We start from the raw sequence: 20,755 nt of genomic DNA, 5'->3' as shown, positions 1-20,755 counted from the left end.
AGAAATCAGGTCTTTTCCACAGATTCTTCGTATTCGTCTTCCTGATATTCTTCAAACTCCGAGGCGTCAAGTTTTTCCTCATCGATTTCATCGTCATAGCCGCTCATATGGTTTTTGTCCATGAGAATAACATAATCCGCAGAGTTCTTGAGCGCGGTGGAAAATCCGGGCTCAACCCCGAAGATGATGGTCTCTTTCCCATGTTCGTTTGCTTTGTTCAGGAGCGGCTTGAAATCCGCATCTCGGGTCACGATTGCAAGAGTATCTATGTTGGGGTTGTAGACCAGTTCCATGCCCTCAACCGCGAGGCGAACATCCACATCGCTGGAACAGATGATAGGCTCAAGGCCATGGTTTTCAATAGCCTCGACAAGCTTGTCAGAGGCGTACTGGTTCAGGAAAACGCGTCCTATCTTGATATTCCCGTAGTCCTTCAGGACGTCCCTTATTTCCTCAAGATTTACGTCAAACTCTTTTCGGAGGATATTCGGTCCATCCACCAGAAGTCCTATTTTCCTCCTGCCGACTTCTTTCTTGGTACGGAGGTATCTAGAAATGGAATCAAGTCCGCTTTTTACAGGCTTCATTATCAATGTCCTCTATGATCCTTACAGTTTTTTACTCGACCTGCATCTTTTTATTTTTATTGCCCCGATTCTCGGGAATAATTTATCTTTGAGGGCGTAGAGTTTCAGCAGCCCCCTTCTCCCTCTATATCTATCGGTACTGAGATTTTGCTTTAACCTTCAGAAGACTGCAGTTCTGGTGTTCAGAGCCATAAATTTACAGCTATGGTTATTCAGGTCTAAAGTCTGATTCCCGGCAGTTCGGGTAATAATCTAATGATATCTAAATATTTGCTTTTCTGTAGTAAAACATTTGCATACTTTGACAATAAAAGGTTCCAATTTTGCCTCTCCGAGAGACTGGACTGAAAATCTGATCTGCCCTGAAAAAGGGAAATCCCAGAGTACGAATTAAAACCTCTCAAAATTAAGCTATTTAACTATAAAACACGAGATATATTTTATAGAATTATAATTTATCGGAAAAAGGGCCTTTTCGAACTTCCCGAATGATGTAAGGAGATTCCTGAAGTTCAAAGAGATTTTCATTTTTTCTCCCCTTCTTCTGCCTGCTATACCGGATTTCTCCTGACTGCCGGAGGAAAGCTTCATAGATCCCCATAAACTGCTCGAACTCCGGCTCCGTAAGCTCTACAAATCCTTCTCTCCCCGCAAGCCAGTCATAGACCTGCAGAAGGACAATTTCCCTTACCCTTTTCAGACCTTCTTCCTCAGGCTCATCAGGGGCTTTTTCAAAGTATAGAGTTTTCTTCAGCTTGTGAGACCAGGCTGCAAAGACCCACCTGAAATTTAAAATCTGAATCGGGACTTTTTCCCCGGCGCCGGGCCTCAGATAGTAATACCTGTCCTGAGAAAAAATTTCTCCCAGACTCACCACCTGCCGCCGTACCTCGATCTCATATATTTTTCGTGAATTTTCTTCATGCGAAAACCCATGTAGAGCCCTACGAAGAGTCCGCTCAGGTGAGCGGTATGAGCTATCATGTCCGATGAATTAACCATCAGAAAATCAAAGACAGCAAACAGCAACAGGGCGTGTTTCAAACGCATAGGGACAAAATAAACGTATACTTTTATGTTCGGCTCAAGGACAGTAAGGGCGGCAAAAACCCCGTAAATCGCCCCGCTAGCCCCAACCATAGGTCCGGGATAAATATTGAAAATAGGCCGACTTAAGAAGGTGTATCCTATTGCAGACAGAACTCCTGCGGTAAAAAAGATCCCCAGGAGCTGTTTATTCCCTATCCTGCGCTCAAGGGCAGTTCCGAAGAAGTACAGGACAAGCATATTGAAAAAAAGATGCCATAATCCGGTGTGCAGGAAAATATATGTGACAAGCGTCCACGGCCTTGTCAGAAGAGAACCGGGATCAAACTGAAAAGCACTGATATAGAGAGGACCTATGCCCGGAACCATTTCCAGAAAGAAAGAAATCACGCACAGGAAAATAATTGCCATCGACGGGCTTGTAGAAACCGAACTTTTGATTCTGCCGGCCATTCCGCCTCGAGACTCGTATGGTATATCACTGTCAAACATGTTCCAATTACTCTCTATTTTAATCCAGTATAAAATTTTTGAATAAAATTACCTGAATAATAAAGCAGGTTATAAGAGGTTACCCAGGATGTCTCAAAATTAACCAGGGAATATTATTCAAACGCAAGATGCTGTCCAAACACAAGAAGTTTGTCCAAACATAAACTCAGGAACAAATAACAGGTACATAAATTGATGTATAACAGAACTCACAGACTGAAAAGACTGACATCAGGGAAACTCAGCCATTGACCCGATCCAGAAGCTCACGTCACAAATTTCGGAGTGCTTATGTTTGAAAGCCTGTTTTTCAAATTTTGTATTGAAAACTCTGATCAGCAAAGTTATAATTAACTCTCAGCAAACCTGATTGACTTAAAACCCCATCTGGAAACAGACAATCCTGAATCTCAATCCGTTCAATTTCATGGCATAATTCCATGAATATTCTATGATATGGGATATTCTATGATATAGGATATTCTATGATATGGGATATTCGATAATATAATTCCATTATATTAATAACACCAGGGGTTCAGAAGCAAAACCAAAACTCTTTTTAAATTGGAATAAGTATTATTTAAATCAAAGAATTTATCAATTAATATTCAAGTGAGAAAATCATATTTACTGCTTTCCTGGAAAAAATCATGAAAACGGTTTACAGCGTTTACTGTGTAAATTGAAATGGAGAACGTACCGATATAAATAGATTTTGATACTTTTATCTGAGAAAATAATATAATAAAATTAAAAATAATAATGAATAATATATTAAAACTGAAAATGGAATAACTGAAATTTTGTTTGTGCTAATTTTAAGCTTTGAGTAGGAAAAATCTTTATAATTATTTGATTTTAGTATGAAAAAAAGAAATAATTAATAACAAATATTAAAATCGATGAAAAAAATTATTGAGGCCAAAGAAGTCAAAATCAAAAAACAGGTAACGGCAAGCATTAAGACTTTCATTTACAGAATTGATCTTTGAGATTTTTTTTACGAATAGTGTGCCTCTACATTCCACTTTACCCATCACGAAATAGGGTGTTACAAATTAGAAAATGTTATATAGATTTGGTACATTTAGACTTTTAATTAGTGTTTATTATCCATCGGTAGCGACCTCTGCTCAAGATTAAGGTCTCAATCGTTGGCAAAAACGGTTTTTTTGAGGCATAGGGCGTAAAAAAGAGTTTGGAAGAGAGATTAAGCCCTAAAAACGACTTTTACAAGGAAAATATTCCCTATAAAAACGTTTTTATTTGAAAAAACGTTGGTATGGCGTTGGATGTTCAAATTGAGAGTTAAGAACGCTTTACCATAAAACGTCATTTAAACGATTGTAGCTTTAAAGTAGACGGCAAAATATATAATGTATAATCATTAAGAATATGCCGCAGATCTTAATTGCAATCGTCTTGGCGAAGTTGACTTTAAACAAATTTAGGAGGTAAAGCTCAAATGAGCAAACTAACTACCGGGAGTTTTTCTATAGAAGATCTGGAATCCGTTCAGATCACTATCAACAACATTGTAGGGGCAGCAAAGGAGGCTGCTGAAGAAAAAGCAAAAGAGTTAGGCCCGATGGGTCCCACTGCTCTGGCAGGCCTGGCATCCTACAGAAGCTGGAACTTGCTTCTTCTTGACCGCTACGAACCCGTCCTGACCCCCATGTGTGACCAGTGCTGTTACTGTACTTACGGACCATGTGACCTTTCCGGAAACAAAAGAGGAGCCTGCGGAATTGACATGGCCGGACACACCGGAAGGGAATTCTTCCTCCGTGTAATTACAGGTACTGCCTGCCACGCTGCACACGGACGCCACCTGCTTGACCATGTAATAGAAGTCTTTGGCGAAGATCTCCCCCTCAACCTTGGAGAATCAAACGTCCTGACCCCCAACGTTACAATCTGCACAGGGATGAGCCCAAAGACCCTCGGAGAATGCAGAGCCCCGATGGAGTATGTTGAAGAACAGCTAACACAGCTCCTTGCGACCATCCACGCAGGGCAGGAAAGCGCTGAAATTGACTACGACTCAAAAGCCCTCTTCAGCGGCAGTCTTGACCACGTCGGTATGGAAGTTTCCGATATCGCTCAGGTCTCAGCATATGACTTCCCGAAAGCTGACCCTGAAGCCCCGCTCATTGAAATCGGCATGGGATCCATTGACAAGTCCAAGCCACTCATTGTCGCAATCGGACACAACGTGGCAGGTGTAACCTACATCATGGACTACATGGAAGAGAACAACCTGACCGATAAGATGGAAATTGCCGGGCTTTGCTGTACCGCATTCGACATGACCAGGTACAAGGAAGCTGACAGGAGAGCTCCATACGCAAAGATCGTAGGATCCCTGGCAAAGGAATTGAAGGTTATCCGCTCCGGAATGCCTGATGTTATTGTTGTGGATGAACAGTGCGTCCGCGGAGATGTCCTGGCAGAATCTATGAAACTTAAGATCCCCGTGATCGCATCAAACGAAAAGATCATGATGGGTCTGCCTGACCGCACAGACGCAGATGTGGATTCAATAGTCGAGGAACTCAAGACCGGCGCAATTCCGGGTTGTGTGATGCTGGACTATGACAAACTCGGAGCACTTGTTCCGAAGATTGCCGAAGTAATGGCTCCGATCCGCGATGCAGAGGGCATAACGGCAATTCCGACTGACGAGGAATTCAAGGCATACATAGACAAGTGTGCCAAGTGCGGAGAATGCCTGCTGGCATGTCCGGAAGAACTCGATATCCCGGAAGCATTGGAATATGCAGCCAAGGGAAGCTACGAGTACCTTGAAGCCCTCCACGATGTCTGTATCGGCTGCCGCCGCTGCGAACAGGTCTGTAAGAAGGAAATCCCAATCCTGAACGTGCTTGAGAAGGCTTCACAGAAATCCATCGGTGAAGAGAAAGGATGGGTCAGGTCCGGCAGAGGACAGGCAAGTGACGCGGAAATCAGGGCAGAAGGCCTGAACCTCGTTATGGGAACTACCCCGGGTATCATTGCAATCATAGGATGCCCGAACTATCCAGCCGGTACCAAAGATGTCTACCTCATTGCCGAAGAGTTCCTGAAGAGAAACTACCTCCTGGCAGTAAGCGGCTGTTCCGCAATGGACATTGGTATGTACAAGGACGAGGACGGCAAGACGCTTTACGAGAGGTTCCCAGGTACATTCTCAGGCGGTGGACTGCTTAACACCGGTTCCTGCGTGTCCAACGCACACATCAGTGGAGCTGCAGAGAAAGTTGCCGGAATCTTCGCAGGCAGAGTCCTTGCAGGAAACCTGGCAGAAATTGCAGACTACACCCTCAACCGTGTGGGTGCATGCGGACTTGCCTGGGGCGCATACTCACAGAAGGCTGCCTCGATCGGTACCGGATGTAACATCTACGGTATCCCGGCAGTACTCGGCCCGCACAGCTCCAAATACAGGAGAGCCCTGATTGCCAAGAACTATGACGAGTCCAAGTGGAAAGTCTTCGATGCCAGGGACGGCTCAGAGATGAACATCCCACCAGCACCGGAATTCCTGCTGACAACTGCAGAAAGCTGGCAGGAAGCAATCCCGATGATGGCAAAGGCCTGCATCCGCCCGTCTGACAACAACATGGGCAGAGCCATAAAGCTGACCCACTGGATGGAGCTTTCCAAGAAGTATCTCGGTGTAGAGCCCGAAGACTGGTGGAAGTTCGTCAGAAACGAAGCTGACCTCCCGCTTGCCAAGCGTGAAGAGCTCCTCAAGAGGCTCGAGGCAGAACACGGCTGGGAAATTGACTGGAAGAGGAAGAAGATCATTTCCGGTCCGAAGATTAAGTTCGATGTCTCCGCACAGCCAACTAACCTCAAGAGACTTTGCAAGGAGGCCTGAAAATGGTAGACACTACCAAGAACACCAAACTCTTTACCAGCTACGGAGTAACAACTTCCAAGGCAACTACTCCCGAAGTAGCAGCTAAGCTGATTTCAAAGGCAAAAAGGCCGCTTCTTGTGGTAGGAACCAAAATCCTTGATCCGGAACTTCTGGACAGAGTGATAAAGATTGCACAGAAGACAAACATTCCGATTGCAGCTACAGGAAGTTCTATGCCCGGCTTTGTGGGAAAGGATGTGGATGCAAAGTACATCAACCTTCACCAGCTTGGCTTTTATGTAACAGACCCGAACTGGCCCGGCCTTGATGGGAATGGGACATATGACACCCTCATCGTCCTTGGACACATAAAATACTACATCAACCAGGTACTGTCCGGAACAAAGAACTTCAGCAGCGTAAAAGCAATCGCAATTGACAGAAACTACATCCAGAATGCAACAATGTCATTCGGAAACCTGAGCAAAGCAGACCACTATGCTGCTCTGGATGAACTTATCAATGCATTATAATTTTGATTTAGGAGGCGAAATATAATGGCAGAATTCCCATTTGAGATTTCCCCAATGTTTGAAGGAGAAAGAGTAAGAAAAGAAGGAATGTTCGTAGAGCTTGGAGGCCCGAAGTCTCTTGGTCTTGAACTTGTCCGTGCAGCAGCCATGGATGACATTGTGGACGACAAAGTAACAATTGTCGGTCCCGATCTCAAAGAAATGGAAGAAGGCAAGACCTACCCCTGGGCAATGATCTTCAACATTGGTGGAGAACTTGTAGAGCCTGACCTCGAATCAGTCGTAGAAAGGCGTGTCCACGACTTCATCAACTACTGCCAGGGCATTATGCACCTGAACCAGAGGTACGATGTCTGGATGAGAGTTTCCAAGGACACCGCTGCAAAGATGGACTCTTTCGAGCCATTCGGACAGGCCGTCATGATGCTCTTCAAGACAGAACTTCCCTTTATTGAGAAGATGCAGGTGACCTTCTACACCGACCAGGCTGAAGTAGAGAAGCAGCTCGAAGCCGCAAAGGAAATCTTCAAGGCAAGAGACGCCAGGACAAAGGACCTTCACGACGAAGATGTAGATGTCTTCTACGGATGTACCCTCTGTCAGTCCTTTGCTCCGACCAACGTCTGTGTTGTCTCCCCTGACAGGGTTTCACTCTGTGGTGCAATCAACTGGTTCGACGGCCGTGCAGCAGCTAAAGTAGACCCCGAAGGCCCGCAGTTCGCAATTGAGAAGGGTGACCTCCTCGATGCCGAGAAGGGTGAATACACCGGAGTCAATGATATTGCCAAGAAACTCTCTGCCGGTGAATTCGACAAGATTAAACTCCACTCCTTCTTCGATGCTCCCCACACCTCCTGTGGCTGCTTCGAAGTAGTCGGGTTCTATATCCCTGAAGTCGACGGTATCGGCTGGGTTAACAGGGAATACCAGGGAATGGCACCGAACGGTATCGGCTTCTCAACAATGGCAGGTCAGACCGGTGGCGGTAAGCAGATCGTAGGGTTCCTCGGTATCGGTATCAACTATTTCTACTCCCCCAAGTTCATCCAGGCTGACGGCGGATGGAACAGAGTTGTCTGGCTCCCCTCAATGCTGAAGGACAAGATTGCCGAAACCATTCCTGCGGACCTCAAAGACAAGATCGCAACCGAAAACGACGCCACTGACATCGAATCCCTGAAAGCCTTCCTCCAGGAGAAAGGACACCCCGTAGTTGCTACCTGGGCAGCAGCTGAGGAAGAAGAAGAGGAAGAAGAAGAGGAAGAAGAGGAAGTAGCTGTTGCAGCAGCTCCAATGATGATGCCTGCAGCCGGCTTCCAGATGCCTGCAATGCCCATGATGTCCGGCGGTTCTGGCGGCGGAATAAAGCTGACCTTCAAGAACGCAAAGATCACCATTGACAGGATGATCATCAGCGAGAAGAAGGAAAAGAAATAACTGAGTGACGACAGGCGATTGCCTAAAACCGAAAAACAAGACAAAGGGGTATGCTGTGACTAAAGTAATTGCAATAACGGGAAAAGGCGGGACTGGTAAAACGGCGGTAGCGGCTCTTCTGATCCGCTACCTTTCCAAAAAAGGGAAGTTTCTACTGGCAGTTGATGCGGACGCAGATACTAACCTTCCTGAAACCCTTGGCTGTGAGAACGTAAAAACAATCGGGGACGCAAAAGAGTTTCTACAGGCGGAGATCACCAAACCAAGGCCTGATAACCCCGATATGAACAAAGAGTCAGTGCTTAAAAGCAAGGTCTATGAGATCATTGAAGAGATGCCGGGATACGACCTGCTTGTAATGGGCAGACCCGAAGGTTCAGGATGTTACTGTTATGTAAACAACCTTCTCCGCGGGATAATGGACAAACTGATCATGAACTATGATGTGGTTGTAATTGACGCGGAAGCAGGGCTTGAGCATTTCAGCCGGAAGATTATCCGGGACATAGATGACCTTATTGTAGTGACTGACGCTTCACGAAGGGGATTTCGGACTGCCGAAAGGATTAGGGAACTTGTGAGTGAACTTGATTCAAATGTCGGGAGAATTCACGTTATTGCAAACAAAGTTACAGATGCTAACCGTGAAGAGCTCGCTAAACTGGCAGGGGATTTGCAACTCAGCCTGATAGGTATGATACCATTAGATCCAAAGATAGAGGAAATGGACATAAAAGGAATACCTCTCTATGAAATCCCGGACGACTCGGTTGCTGCAATAGAGATAGAAAAAATCGTACAAAAATTGGGGTACTGATCCCCTTTCATTTGAACCTGTGGATTATGCAGAAAAACCGTGCCGGAATCAAAGAACAGGAATCCGTAGCCCGTTTAAGAGCTTGAAACGGAATTTAAAGTCATCAGAGTAACGGAGCAGGATTAATTAATTCCTGCCCCGATCCCTGTTAATATACAAGGGAAAAATTGGAAACAAATTCTGTATTACATCCTTTATTATACAGTCACTCGTAAAAACGGATAAATTACGGAAACGGTGAGGTTTACATGGCAAAGAAAATGAAGTTATCTGATATAACAAACATGTTCGCGGGGATGGATGTAGAAGCCCTCGAAGGTGTGACTATTGAAGGGGACATTGAGATTGATCTCGGTGGACTCGGAGGCGGCTTTGACCCCATGCTTGCCGCAGCTCTTGGGCAGGAGAGCGCAGTACTTGCCCAGCACTTTGCAAGACTTGCAGGCATGTTTGGATACCCTGTTGGCATTGGCGCCCCGGCAGCTGCTCCGGCAATTTCCCCGGCTCTGGCAGCCCCGAAACTCAAGGACCTTATCCCTGCAAAGTTCGATGTTGCTAACATTGCAGAATGGGCAACTCAGATCCAGGAAGTACCCATAGGAAACACCTCTGCAGACGGCGGAAGCCGTGGCAAGAGAGTAGTAGTGGGTGGAGAGAAAGCCCTGCCGTTCTACTTCGACGCCCCGATGCCGAACAGGAACCAGGTCACAATTGATGTGTTCGACATGAGGATCGGGCTTGCAAAAGCTGTAAAGGAGAACTACGATGAGGTCATGGACAGCCCGGGAGAATGGGCAAAGAAGAACGTTGAGAAATTCAACGCTGACATGATTACCATCCACCTGATCTCAACTGACCCGCTCATCAAAGACACTCCCGCAAAGGAAGCAGCAAAGACGGTAGAAGAAGTCCTCCAGGCTGTTGACGTGCCAATTGCGATCGGCGGTTCCGGGAACCCACAGAAGGACCCCGAAGTCCTCGCAAGAGCTGCAGAAGTTGCAGAAGGCGAGCGCTGTCTGCTTGCATCTGCCAGCCTGAACCTGGACTATGCAGCAATTGCGGAAGCCGCAATAAAGTACGACCACGACGTGCTTTCCTGGACTCAGCTGGACATGAACGCCCAGAAGGAACTCAACAGGAAACTCATGAAGCAGTGCAACGTCCCAAGAGACAGAATCATCATGGACCCGACCACTGCTGCCCTCGGATACGGTCTAGACTACGCTTACACCAACATGGAGCGTATCAGACTTGCAGCCCTCATGGGTGACGATGAACTTACCTTCCCGATGTCTTCTGGTACCACAAACGCATGGGGTGCCCGTGAGTCCTGGATGGTCAGCTCACCACTCAAGGAAGACTCTGACTGGGGCCCGAGAGAGTACAGAGGTCCTATCTGGGAAATCGTTACAGGTCTGTCCCTTGCAATTGCAGGTAACGACCTCTTCATGATGATGCACCCAACATCGGTTGCTGTCCTGAAGCAGATCACCCAGACCCTCTTCGGAATGATAGACACCGAACAGGTTGACATTGCCAGCTGGATCGGAGCGGAGGTGTAAAACATGAAAATAAACAGCCCATTAGAAGCTTACAAGTACCTGCCCCAGACAAACTGTGGAGAATGTGGTGAAGCTACCTGTATGGCATTTGCCTCCAAGCTGATTGACAGATCAGGAAAGACATCAGACTGTCCACCCCTGATTAAGGAAAAGAAGTTCGCAAAGAAACTGGCAGAACTTGACAGGCTACTTGCCCCTGAAATCCGCCAGGTAACCATAGGAGCAGGCGAGAAAGCAGTCAACATTGGTGGAGACGATGTCCTGTACCGCCACAAGCTCACTTTCTTCAACAAGACAAAGATGTTCTTCGATGTGGCAGACAATATGGAAGAAGCTGCCCTTGTTGCAAGAGTTAAGCAGATAGCTGACTACAAGAAGTTCTATGTCGGACGAAACCTGCTCCTCGATGGTGTAGCAATCAGAGCCGTGTCCAATGACCCGGCAAAGTTTGCAGCAGCTGTCAAGAAGGTTGCAGAAGTCGGTATGCCCATGATCTTCTGTTCCTTCAACCCGGCAGTCCTGAAGGCAGGCCTGGAAGCAGCAAAGGACAAGAACCCACTGCTCTATGCCGCAAACAAGGACAACTGGAAAGAGGTAGGAGAACTCGCCCTCGAGTACAAGGTGCCTGTGGTTGTTTCAGCCTTCAACGACCTCGATGCCCTCAAGACCCTCGCAAAGACCTTTGCAGAGGCAGGAATTAAGGACATTGTCCTTGACCCAGGAACATACCCGACAGGCAAGGGCCTGAAGGACACTTTCACCAACTTCCTGAAGATCAGGAGAGCAGGCATTATGGGCGACACCGAGATCGCATACCCGATCATGGCACTCCCGTTCACTGCCTGGATGGCAGGTATTGCAGACCCTGTCAGTGCCTCATACTGGGAAACCGTTATGGCTTCGGTCTTTACCATCAGGTACGGAGACATTATGATCCTCCACAGCATGGAGCCATATGCCACAATGCCTGAAGTGCACCTGGCAGAGACAATCTACACTGACCCAAGGTCTCCTGTTGCTGTGGACTCAAAGATGTACAAGGTAGGAAACCCAACTGCGGACTCCCCGGTACTCTTTACCACAAACTTCGCCCTCACATACTACACAGTAGAGAGCGACCTGGCCTCAAACGGAATAGACTGCTGGCTGCTTGCAGTTAACACCGACGGGATCGGTGTGGAAGCTGCAGTGGCAGGCGGACAGCTGACCGCTGACAAGGTAAAGGATGCATTTGACAAGGCAGGGTTCGACCTCAAGACGGCCGTAAACCACAATACCGTTGTCACTCCGGGTCTTGCAGCTCGTCTGCAGGGTGACCTCGAGGACAAGCTCGGTGCAAATGTCAAAGTAGGCCCAATGGACTCAGGAAGACTCCCAGGCTGGATGGAAAAGAACTGGCCCCCAAAATAAAGACGAATGTGATTTTAACCTGAAAGCATCCGTGTCTCTCTGACACGGTACTTTTTCTCTTTTTTAAAAAACATTATACTTAAGAATAACAGCTGTAGCTAATTTTTACAGATTTCACTCCCACAGGGGACTCCTTATTCCAATCTTTTATATTAAAAGTTTGTCCTGAAACTTCAATAAGTTATTAGTTCAGGTTTTTTGTATATAGATTTTGAATTCTGTTCCTTCACGTAGATTTCCAACTTTATTGCTCGTTTTTCGGCTGTATTATTTTTTAGATTAGTTTTGTTTGACATAAATTTTAAAAAATATTAGCTCGATAAATCGGAAAAACTAATCTAAAAAGTAAAAAGTAACGCATAAAAGACGCATAAAGAGTAGAGAAAAATAAATTAATTTAAATAGAATGAAGCGATCCTTAGTGATAAAAAATTCTGAAAAAATGTTAGCCTATAGAGGTACTATACAGGATAAATAACGGTATTCAAGCATTATTCGGGTGTTAACATTACAAGGGTTTCGCTGGTATTACCTGCTTATAACGAGATAGAAAGAATAGAAAAAACAGTAAACCAAACTGTAGAAACTCTCAGGGACATTACCTCTTCTTTTGAGATAATTATAGCAGAAGATGGGAGCAACGATGGGACAGATAGAGTTGCAGGAAAACTTGCTCTTGAGCATAACTGCGTAAACCATCTCCATTCGGATTCACGCCAGGGACGGGGCAGAGCATTGAATAGAGCTTTTAAGTCTGCATCAGGCGATGTTCTTTGTTATATCGACGTTGACCTTGCAACCGATATGAGCCACCTGAAAGAGCTAATAGAATCAATCTCCATAGAAGGATATGACTTTGCTACAGGCTCCAGAATGATGCCTCAAAGCAATGTAAAAAGGCCCTTAAAACGAGGAATAGCCAGTAAAGGGTTTAATTTTCTGGTGCACACTGTTTTACACTCAAAGTTATATGACCATCAATGTGGGTTTAAGGCTTTTAAAAAAGCCCCGTTGTTTGAACTGATTGATGAAGTAGAGGACGAACACTGGTTCTGGGATACCGAACTTATGGTGCTCGCACAGGCCCGGGGATTTAGGGTTAAAGAATTCCCGGTAGTCTGGAGGCATGGAGGCATAACTAAAGTAAACCTTAAAAAAGATGTTTTAGAGATGGGCTCCCAAATTTTCCGTTTATGGTGGAGTTTGAAAAGGTCGCCAAAGGAAAAAGCAGTAAAATCCTGCGAGGGATGCTTTGAACAAAACATAGTCCAAAACAAATAGCCGGTAAGAAAATAGTTGTCAGGGGATTTAGTGTTTCCGGGGCTATAATTCAACATATGAGATTGAAATAATCTCAAATTCACAAAAAACCGAACTTTCAGCCCGGATATTTAATTGGAAAAGACTATGATACAGGAAGAATTATACAAATGTTTATATAAGGGAAAAGCCAATTCAGTCTACTTCTAAAACATATATTTTTTAACATTTAGAGAATTGGATGCAGCGATTTGCTGATATGGCAGAATGGCATTTCAGGCCAGACAGTCACCTGAGAGGTGAAAACAGCAGATCCAGCTATTCTTAAATAGCATGAGAGTGCTTAACAGATGAACTGCTGATTATTCCTGCAGAGACTTTATTTTTCGAATCCAGGTAACCTATTACTCCAAGAAGACTATCAGTAAGGATTATAGATGAATTCCATTACGTGCCCGAAATGCGGCAAAGAATGCGATAAACTTTTTGATTCTGTTTGCAGGGACTGTTTCTTTGAAACCTTCAAACTAATTGAACTGCCTCTTGTACTCCACATAAGGATCTGTTCCAGCTGCGGAGCGTACTTTCACAGGAGCCGCTGGGAAGATATCGGCAATATAGAAGAAGTGGTGCTTAAAGCCGTAGAAAACGCCCTTTTTATCCACAATGAAGCCGGAGATGTGGAACTCTACCTTGAACCAAAGGAAGTTACGCCTTATATATATAAGGTGAGAGTCGAAGTAGATGCAATTGTAAGAGAAGAACCAGTCCATGCCGAAGCTGAGACCGAAGTGAGGATTCAGCGGACAGCCTGCGATATGTGCAGCCGGGAGTCTGGAGGATACTTTGAAGCAATCATCCAGATCAGGGCAGCAGGCAGGTTCCCTGCAGAAGAAGAAAAGAAGCGCTGCTCTGTCATTGCCAGGGAAGCTATGGAGAGCATGAAGAAAAAAGGGGACAGGTTGGCGTTTATAAGTGATTGTCAGGAGCAGAAAGAAGGCGTCGACCTTTATATGGGCTCCATGAATGCCAGCCGACAGGTCTGCCGGGCAATCATCTCCGAACTTGGAGGTGGTTTCGCCGAATCCCCTACCCTTGTTGGCATGAAAGACGGGAAAAACCTCTACAGAATTACCTTTGCTATGCGCCTTCCCGAATTCAGGCCAGGGGACGTGATAAGGTTCAGGGGAAGGATTATCCAGATCAGAAGCTCAGGAAAAAAGGTCAACGGGATCAGCCTTGAAGATGGTTCCAGATTTATCTCGACCCCGGAAGAGCTTAAAGGCGCAGAAAAAATTGCAAATATAAGGGACGCGGTGTACACAGTGCTGGTTTCAATCGAAGAAAATGCAATTCTTGTGCTTGATCCTGAGACCTATGAAACCGTTGCAATAAAAAAGCCCATGTCCTTCAGTACAGAAGCAGGAGAAGAGATCCCTGTCCTGAAAACGGAATACGGAATCTTTGCCCTGGCAAACTCCGAGGTTCCGCAGGAAAAATGAGAAAACGGGGAAACATGCAGAATATCCTTGCAATTGGATTTGATACGCGAACCATTGTCTGCTCCGCAAGCAGGGCAGGCTATACTGTCTGTTCCATAGACGCTTTTCGGGATCTTGACCTGCAGAAATGTGCACACGCATCAGCGCTCCTTGAGTGCAGGACTTCAAGCGAAATCCGTCAGCTTGATCCTCGCTGGATAATAGCTAAAATGAACGCCTTCGGGCTTGACTTTGATGCTATAGTCCTGGGATCTGGAATGGAGATGCTGGACCCGGGCAGTTTTTCCTGCCCGGTACTTGCCAGCTGTCCCGACGCAATTAAGGAAGCTTCAAACAAACAGCACCTTGCAAAAAAGCTCGAAGCCCTTGGAATGCCGCACCCGCGCTGTTATTCTCCGGAAGAACTGGATGCCATCGAGTACCCCGTGATTCTAAAACCTTTCAGGGGAGGAGGAGGGATCTTTAACAGGGTTGCAAGGAACAGGCAGGAACTGCTGACAGCCTTCGAAGAACTGGCCAGGCTGGATCCGGAGCTTGCAGCAGAGGAGCTTATAATACAGGATTTTCTGGAAGGGATTCCTTCAAGCGTTTCTTTGCTTTCCACAAAAAGTCAGGCTCTGGCAGTTGCTGTGAACGAACAATTGATAGGAATACCCTTGCTCTCGAGGTTGCCTTTTGCCTACTGCGGAAACGTAACTCCTTTCAGGACAGAACATGCAGAGGAAATGGAAGCCCTTGCTGAAGAACTTGTACTCGAACTCGGGCTCCTAGGCTCAAACGGAGTGGATTTCCTGGTCACGGAAAAGGGACCTGTAGTACTGGAAATAAACCCAAGGTTCCAAGGCAGCCTGGATACTATAGAAATGGCGACGGGAATTAACCTTTTTGAAGCCCATATCGGCTGCTTCAGAGGAGAACTTCCGGAAAAACCCGAAGCAAAACTTTTTGCTGCAAGAGGAGTTCTTTACTCGGATCGAGAGCTTTTTATAGACAGAAAACTCATGGACGTCATTCTCGGGGAAAAAAGCGCTGATATTCCTTCCATGGGAACTGTTACTGAGCCCGACTGGCCTCTTACCTCCCTGTTTGCATGTGCCTCAACAAGAGACGAGGCAGTCCGGTCTCTTGAAAGAGGGGCAGAGAGAATAAAAACTTTTATTGAAAATCGAACAAAAAGAAGAAAGAAAGCTCCTGAACCCTGCCTGAGAAGCATGAGGTTAAGTTGCGAGAGTACAGCTTTTTCCAGACATGAACGATCTCTTTGAGAAAAAGCAGAATGTAAACTTTAATACTGGTATGTCCAATTCATACAAGGGATTTGCGAGGTGAACATTTTTGGTAGATTTGAATGACAAGGTAATTAGAGGATATCTCACGAGCCTTGTAGGGGAAGAAGGGCTTAAAATGATAGAAGAGATGCCCGAAGGCGAAGTCACGGATGAAGAAATTGCGGCAAAGACCGGAGTTCTGTTGAATACCGTGAGGAGAACCCTCTTCATACTTTATGAAAACAAATTTGCAATCGTTGTAAGAGAAAGGGATTCAAACAGCGGATGGCTGACCTATCTCTGGCACCTGGACTTTTCCGACGTGGAGCACCAGCTCATGAGAGAAAAGAAAAAGTTGCTCAGAAACCTGAAAACTCGTCTTGAGTTTGAAGAAAACAATGTGTTTTATGTCTGCCCGCAGGGCTGTGTTCGCCTTCTTTTTGACGAAGCAACTGAAACGGAATTTCTCTGTCCCATGTGCGGCGAAGACCTGGTCTTTTATGACAACTCCCGTTTTGTAAGAGCCCTGAAAAAGCGCGTGGATGCCCTGAGCTCCGCATAAGGGATCTGTCTTGACTACCCGAACCCGGGCAATAAGGCTGCTCGAAGAGGCAGGTTGTGCCCCGAATGTAATCGAACACTGCAAAGAGGTTGCCTCCCTGGCAGTTGAGATCGCAGCAAAGGCGAAAGCCGCCGGAAATAATGTAAATCCGGAGCTTGTAGAGATAGGAGCTCTTTTACATGACGTTGGAAGGTGCCGGACTCATGGGATTTCCCATGCGGTTGAGGGATTCAAGCTGGCCCAAAGCAGAGGGGTCGAACCTGAAGTTGCTGAGATAATAAAACGGCATATAGGAGCCGGAGTCTCAAGAGAAGAGGCAAAGGAACTGGGACTTCCTGAAGACGACTATTTCCCCCGGAGCCTGGAGGAAAAAATCGTTGCACATGCCGACAACCTTGTAAAAGGGACGAAAAGGATAACGATAAACGAAAGATTGGAACTGATGAGTAAAAGAAATATATCTGAACATGTAGTTCAGAGGGTAAAAAAACTCGCTGAAGAAGTAGAGAGACTTTCCCGCTAAATTCCAAATCTTCCGGATCGAAAAGAATTCAGACATCCAGTATATAGAAAAACAGAAAAATAATTTTGTCAAATAATACTCCGGTTTTAAATGCGCACGCATTTAGAAAAAGGAGGAGGAAAACTTATATATACCGATATTAATAATGAGATAATGGATTGCTAAATCCTGCGATTTAAGCTAAAAATGCTCACCTCAATTAAAACATTTTTTTTAGCGACATTTTCTCATTTTTAACTTATTATGAGGGTATGTTTATGGATAATGACAAATATCTAAAGGGCACAACTACCGTAGGGGTAGTTTGTACCGACGGAATTGTGCTCGCAAGTGAACAGCGAGCCACAATGGGGCATTTCATCGCAAGCAAAACTGCAAAGAAAGTTTACCAGATCGACGACCTGGTAGGGATGACCACTGCCGGTTCGGTAGGGGATGCCCAGCAGCTTGTGCGATTGGTAAGTGTGGAGTCACAACTCTACAAAATGCGCAGGAATGAATCCATGACAATCAAAGGAATTGCCACTTTGATGTCGAACTTCTTGAATGCTAACCGCTACTATCCCATGATGGTCCAGCTCCTTATCGGAGGAGTTGACAAGAACGGACCTGCAATCTACTCACTGGATGCAATGGGTGGAAGTATTGAAGAGACAAGGATCTCGGCAACGGGTTCAGGTTCTCCCATGGCTTACGGCGTACTGGAAGACCAGTACAAAGAGGATATGGCTGTAAAAGAAGGTCTCGATCTTGCGATCAGGGCAATTCACAATGCAACGAAAAGAGACTCAGCTTCCGGAGAAAATATCGATGTAGTCGTAATTACAAAGGAGGCATTCAAAAGGCTGGATCCTGAAGAAGTAAAATCCAGAAGGGCTTCATTAAACTAAAGATAATTTAACTGTTGGTTTTTTATTCCAATACATAAACTAACACCTTTTTCAAATATTATTTTTTCGACATCCAGATACTTTTTGATTTTTTGACAAAAAGGAAGATTCTTAATGCCTATTGAAGACGTGCTATTAGACCTCAAACATAAAATTGAGAAAAATCTACCTGCAGGAGTTACAATTACCGACGTCGAATTCGAAGGCCCTCAGCTTGTCCTGTACACTGAAGAGCCCCGGAAATTCGCAGACGACGGGAATATAATCCGCAACCTGGCAAAAGAACTCAGAACGCGGATTGCCATGCGGCCTGACCCAAGGGTTCTTGCAACTCCTGAGGACTCTATTTCTATAATTGAAGAAGTTGTTCCAAAAGAATCCGTAATCTCGAGCTATTATTTTGATCCTGATTCCGGAGAAGTAATCATCGAAGCCGAAAAGCCCGGGCTTGTAATAGGAAAACACGGTGCAACCCTGAGAGAGATTACAAAGCAGATCGGCTGGATTCCCAAAGTTGTCCGGACACCTCCTATTAAGTCCCGTACAGTGAAAAATATAAGGGAGTTCATGAGGAACAACCTCAAAGAAAGGAAAGAAATCCTGAAAACCGTGGGGAGGAAAATTCACAGGGAGTGTACCTCAAAAGACCAGTGGGTAAGGGTTACAGCCCTCGGGGGATGCAAAGAAGTAGGTCGAAGCTGTTTTTTGCTTTCTACTCCTGAGTCCAGAATCCTGATTGACTGCGGAGTCAATGTAGGTTCGGACGAAAACATGACGCCTTTCCTCTATGTCCCTGAAGTTTTTCCACTAAACCAGATAGATGCCGTAATAGTTACCCATGCTCACCTTGACCATCAGGGCCTTGTTCCCCTGCTTTTCAAGTATGGATACGAAGGACCTGTCTACTGTACGCCTCCCACAAGAGACCTCATGGTGCTGCTCCAGCTCGACTATATCGACGTGGCAGCTAAAGAAGGGAAAAAGATTCCCTACGAATCAGGGATGGTAGCTAAAACCCTCAAACACACCATACCTCTGGACTATGAGGAAGTAACAGACATCGCCCCTGACATTAAACTGACTTTCCACAATGCAGGCCATATCCTGGGCTCGGCAATTTCCCACTTCCACATAGGAGACGGGCTCCACAACGTAGTCTTTACGGGAGACTACAAATATGAGAAGACCAGGCTTTTTGACCCTGCGGTCAACAAGTTCCCCAGAGTTGAAACTGTCATCAGTGAAGCTACTTATGGGAACTCCAACGCCTTCCAGCCTGCACTTAAGGACGCTGAAAAGCACCTGCAGATGGTGGTTAAGAATACCGTTGAGCGCGGAGGAATTGCCCTTATCCCTGCTTTTGCCGTGGGCAGAAGCCAGGAAGTTATGATTGTGCTCGAAGAGTCCATAAGGAAAGGGATTATCCCTGAAGTCCCGGTCTACCTTGACGGAATGATCTGGGAAGCCACTGCAATCCACGCAACCCATCCAGAGTACCTGAACAACGATCTGAGGAAACTGATCTTCCAGAAGGGCCAGAACCCCTTCCTGTCCGAATGCTTCAAGCCGGTTGACTCCCACGAGGCCCGCCAGAAGATCATTCAGAACCCGCACCCCTGTGTAATCCTTTCAACCTCGGGCATGATGAACGGAGGACCTGTTATGGACTATTTCAGGACCTTTGCCGAAGATCCGCGCAACACGCTTGTTTTTGTGGGCTATCAGGCTGACGGGACTGTGGGACGCAGGATCCAGAAGGGATGGAAAGAAATCCCCATGACAGGGAAGAACGGAAGCACCGAAATCCTGAAAATGAACATGGAAGTGCAGGTAGTAGACGGTTTCTCAGGCCACTCGGACAGGAGGCAGCTTATGGAGTACATCAAGAGAATGCAGCCCCGTCCGGAAAGAGTGTTTACCGAACACGGTGACGAAAAAGCCTGTGTAGACCTCGCAAGTTCCGTTTACAAGAAACTTAAGATCGAGACACGTGCCCTCACAAACCTCGAGACCGTAAGGTTACTGTGACCCCACAACAGGGGCCACAAACTCTTTTTGAATTCAGGACCGAAAGATTACCTCAGGTTAAGAAGATGTTCCATTAACTTTTTGTGATCGCCTACTACCAGATCCGCCCTTTCGAGTTTTGAAGGCTCTACATATGTGGGGACGCCTATACAGTAGATATCAGCTCTTTTAGCGGCTTCCACGCCCAGAACGGCATTCTCGATCACGACACACTCATTTTTTCCGACCTTGAGAAGTTCAACGGCTTTCAGGAAAGGGTCCGGATGGGGTTTGGAGTTAAGGACATCATCTCCGGTGACCACCGTATCGAATACGCCTGGAAAGAGCTGGTCAAGGATACCATTAACGATCAGGCGGTCAGAGCCCGAGACTACAGAAAGCAGGAAGCGGGATTTAAGCATTTCGAGGCATTCTTTCATCCCGTCGAAAGCCTTCAGTTCGAAAATTCGTTTGAACTCCTGCCTGTAGATTGTGGTTATAGTTTCAAAATCATAAGCATCGGGCTCTTTCAGGGCTTTTCGGATCAACAGTGGAAGACCGTTCCTGGGGTTTGAACCCTCAATTTCATAGATATCCTCGTCTCTGATTTCCATACCCATGTCAAGAAAAGCCTTTTTCCAGGCTGCTGCATGGAAAGGCATGGAATCGACGAGAACGCCATCCATATCAAAAATTACTGCTTTTAACACGCTTCTTGCTCCTGAAACGAAAGAAATGGGAATTGTTCAGGAAGATTTGAGAAAGTTAATAAATGATTTATGACTCTTCCTGAATGCAGTTTGCTAAAGAGTTTAGGTGAAGTAACTTAAAATAAAAATGGCTTTGCAGTCTTAAAGCTTTCCCGGCATTTCCGAGAGGACAATAAAAAAATTAACATTCAGTTAACGCGTCAGGAAGCCTTTATAATAAGAGAGAGGGAAGATATTAAGTTCCTGATTTTGCCGGTATAAAAGGGAACAGAATGTTCAG

General features: G+C 45.8%; 17 protein-coding genes. 13 read left to right on the top strand and 4 right to left on the bottom strand.

Annotation, left to right across the window (positions count from 1 at the left end; genetic code table 11):
* Positions 1–5: 5 nt before the first annotated feature.
* The 3 genes from ACSAZL_RS02670 to ACSAZL_RS02660 all read right to left on the bottom strand — a co-directional run bounded on the left by ACSAZL_RS02670 (position 6) and on the right by ACSAZL_RS02660 (position 2,126).
* Positions 6–587, bottom strand: coding sequence for a TIGR00288 family NYN domain-containing protein (locus tag ACSAZL_RS02670; RefSeq protein WP_440947206.1), 582 nt, complete (start codon positions 585–587; stop codon positions 6–8).
* A gap of 448 nt (positions 588–1,035) precedes the next feature.
* Positions 1,036–1,461: a hypothetical protein gene (locus tag ACSAZL_RS02665; RefSeq protein WP_440947205.1), complete on the bottom strand. Its 426-nt coding sequence runs from the start codon at positions 1,459–1,461 to the stop codon at positions 1,036–1,038.
* Positions 1,458–2,126, bottom strand: coding sequence for a rhomboid family intramembrane serine protease (locus ACSAZL_RS02660; RefSeq protein ID WP_440947204.1), 669 nt, complete (start codon positions 2,124–2,126; stop codon positions 1,458–1,460). Before ACSAZL_RS02660 ends, ACSAZL_RS02665 begins: the two co-directional genes overlap by 4 nt.
* A 1,468-nt stretch (positions 2,127–3,594) precedes the next feature.
* On the opposite strand from ACSAZL_RS02660, the gene cdhA reads away from it, so the two are divergent.
* The 13 genes from cdhA (at position 3,595) to ACSAZL_RS02595 (ending at position 19,786) form a co-directional block, all read left to right on the top strand.
* Positions 3,595–6,012, top strand: a complete 2,418-nt coding sequence (gene cdhA, locus ACSAZL_RS02655) for a CO dehydrogenase/acetyl-CoA synthase complex subunit alpha (protein ID WP_440947203.1) — start codon at positions 3,595–3,597, stop codon at positions 6,010–6,012.
* A gap of 2 nt (positions 6,013–6,014) precedes the next feature.
* Complete coding sequence (gene cdhB / locus ACSAZL_RS02650) at positions 6,015–6,527, top strand: CO dehydrogenase/acetyl-CoA synthase complex subunit epsilon (protein ID WP_440947202.1); 513 nt, start codon at positions 6,015–6,017, stop codon at positions 6,525–6,527.
* Positions 6,528–6,551: 24 nt separating this feature from the next.
* On the top strand, positions 6,552–7,964 hold the full coding sequence (gene cdhC, locus ACSAZL_RS02645) for a CO dehydrogenase/CO-methylating acetyl-CoA synthase complex subunit beta (protein ID WP_440947201.1): 1,413 nt from the start codon (positions 6,552–6,554) through the stop codon (positions 7,962–7,964).
* Between the two features lie 55 nt (positions 7,965–8,019).
* Entirely contained in the window at positions 8,020–8,781 is a 762-nt protein-coding gene (locus tag ACSAZL_RS02640; RefSeq protein ID WP_440947200.1) for a carbon monoxide dehydrogenase accessory protein CooC, read from the top strand.
* Positions 8,782–9,029: 248 nt separating this feature from the next.
* A complete protein-coding gene (gene cdhD / locus ACSAZL_RS02635; protein ID WP_440947199.1) occupies positions 9,030–10,343 on the top strand; it encodes a CO dehydrogenase/acetyl-CoA synthase subunit delta in 1,314 nt (437 codons plus the stop codon).
* 3 nt (positions 10,344–10,346) lie between these two features.
* Positions 10,347–11,753 carry an acetyl-CoA decarbonylase/synthase complex subunit gamma gene (gene acsC, locus ACSAZL_RS02630; RefSeq protein ID WP_440947198.1) on the top strand — a complete coding sequence of 469 codons (1,407 nt, stop codon included), beginning with the start codon at positions 10,347–10,349 and terminating at the stop codon, positions 11,751–11,753.
* Between the two features lie 474 nt (positions 11,754–12,227).
* On the top strand, positions 12,228–13,034 hold the full coding sequence (locus ACSAZL_RS02625; RefSeq protein WP_440948765.1) for a dolichyl-phosphate beta-glucosyltransferase: 807 nt from the start codon (positions 12,228–12,230) through the stop codon (positions 13,032–13,034).
* A gap of 416 nt (positions 13,035–13,450) precedes the next feature.
* Positions 13,451–14,515 carry a 60S ribosomal export protein NMD3 gene (locus tag ACSAZL_RS02620; protein WP_440947197.1) on the top strand — a complete coding sequence of 355 codons (1,065 nt, stop codon included), beginning with the start codon at positions 13,451–13,453 and terminating at the stop codon, positions 14,513–14,515.
* The gene (locus tag ACSAZL_RS02615; RefSeq protein ID WP_440947196.1) at positions 14,512–15,780 is read left to right on the top strand and encodes an ATP-grasp domain-containing protein; all 1,269 of its coding nucleotides are present in this window, start codon (positions 14,512–14,514) and stop codon (positions 15,778–15,780) included. The genes ACSAZL_RS02620 and ACSAZL_RS02615 overlap by 4 nt, the downstream gene beginning before the upstream one ends.
* 70 nt (positions 15,781–15,850) lie before the next feature.
* Complete coding sequence (tfe, locus tag ACSAZL_RS02610) at positions 15,851–16,345, top strand: transcription factor E (protein WP_440947195.1); 495 nt, start codon at positions 15,851–15,853, stop codon at positions 16,343–16,345.
* A 10-nt stretch (positions 16,346–16,355) separates the two neighbouring features.
* Positions 16,356–16,868: a TIGR00295 family protein gene (locus tag ACSAZL_RS02605; protein ID WP_440947194.1), complete on the top strand. Its 513-nt coding sequence runs from the start codon at positions 16,356–16,358 to the stop codon at positions 16,866–16,868.
* 257 nt (positions 16,869–17,125) lie between these two features.
* Positions 17,126–17,758, top strand: a complete 633-nt coding sequence (gene psmB, locus ACSAZL_RS02600; protein WP_440947193.1) for an archaeal proteasome endopeptidase complex subunit beta — start codon at positions 17,126–17,128, stop codon at positions 17,756–17,758.
* Between the two features lie 114 nt (positions 17,759–17,872).
* Complete coding sequence (locus ACSAZL_RS02595) at positions 17,873–19,786, top strand: beta-CASP ribonuclease aCPSF1 (RefSeq protein WP_440947192.1); 1,914 nt, start codon at positions 17,873–17,875, stop codon at positions 19,784–19,786.
* 47 nt (positions 19,787–19,833) lie between these two features.
* Here the strand turns inward: ACSAZL_RS02595 and ACSAZL_RS02590 are convergent, their stop codons facing one another.
* On the bottom strand, positions 19,834–20,475 hold the full coding sequence (locus ACSAZL_RS02590; protein WP_440947191.1) for an HAD family hydrolase: 642 nt from the start codon (positions 20,473–20,475) through the stop codon (positions 19,834–19,836).
* Positions 20,476–20,755: the final 280 nt, after the last annotated feature.

This window comes from Methanosarcina mangrovi (genome assembly GCF_052057765.1).
GTDB lineage: Archaea > Halobacteriota > Methanosarcinia > Methanosarcinales > Methanosarcinaceae > Methanosarcina.
The sequence above is the reverse complement of the archived record's forward strand: the minus strand, read 5'-3'. Positions and strand labels throughout refer to the sequence as shown.

Bases quoted from the DNA above. Each gene is read 5' to 3' on its own strand.
- cdhB (WP_440947202.1), top strand. From the start codon at position 6,015: ATGGTAGACACTACCAAGAACACCAAACTCTTTACCAGCTACGGAGTA.
- ACSAZL_RS02620 (WP_440947197.1), top strand. From the start codon at position 13,451: ATGAATTCCATTACGTGCCCGAAATGCGGCAAAGAATGCGATAAACTT.
- ACSAZL_RS02595 (WP_440947192.1), top strand. From the start codon at position 17,873: ATGCCTATTGAAGACGTGCTATTAGACCTCAAACATAAAATTGAGAAA.
- ACSAZL_RS02670 (WP_440947206.1), bottom strand. From the start codon at position 587: ATGAAGCCTGTAAAAAGCGGACTTGATTCCATTTCTAGATACCTCCGT.
- ACSAZL_RS02615 (WP_440947196.1), top strand. From the start codon at position 14,512: ATGAGAAAACGGGGAAACATGCAGAATATCCTTGCAATTGGATTTGAT.
- psmB (WP_440947193.1), top strand. From the start codon at position 17,126: ATGGATAATGACAAATATCTAAAGGGCACAACTACCGTAGGGGTAGTT.
- acsC (WP_440947198.1), top strand. From the start codon at position 10,347: ATGAAAATAAACAGCCCATTAGAAGCTTACAAGTACCTGCCCCAGACA.
- cdhC (WP_440947201.1), top strand. From the start codon at position 6,552: ATGGCAGAATTCCCATTTGAGATTTCCCCAATGTTTGAAGGAGAAAGA.
- ACSAZL_RS02660 (WP_440947204.1), bottom strand. From the start codon at position 2,126: ATGTTTGACAGTGATATACCATACGAGTCTCGAGGCGGAATGGCCGGC.
- cdhA (WP_440947203.1), top strand. From the start codon at position 3,595: ATGAGCAAACTAACTACCGGGAGTTTTTCTATAGAAGATCTGGAATCC.
- cdhD (WP_440947199.1), top strand. From the start codon at position 9,030: ATGGCAAAGAAAATGAAGTTATCTGATATAACAAACATGTTCGCGGGG.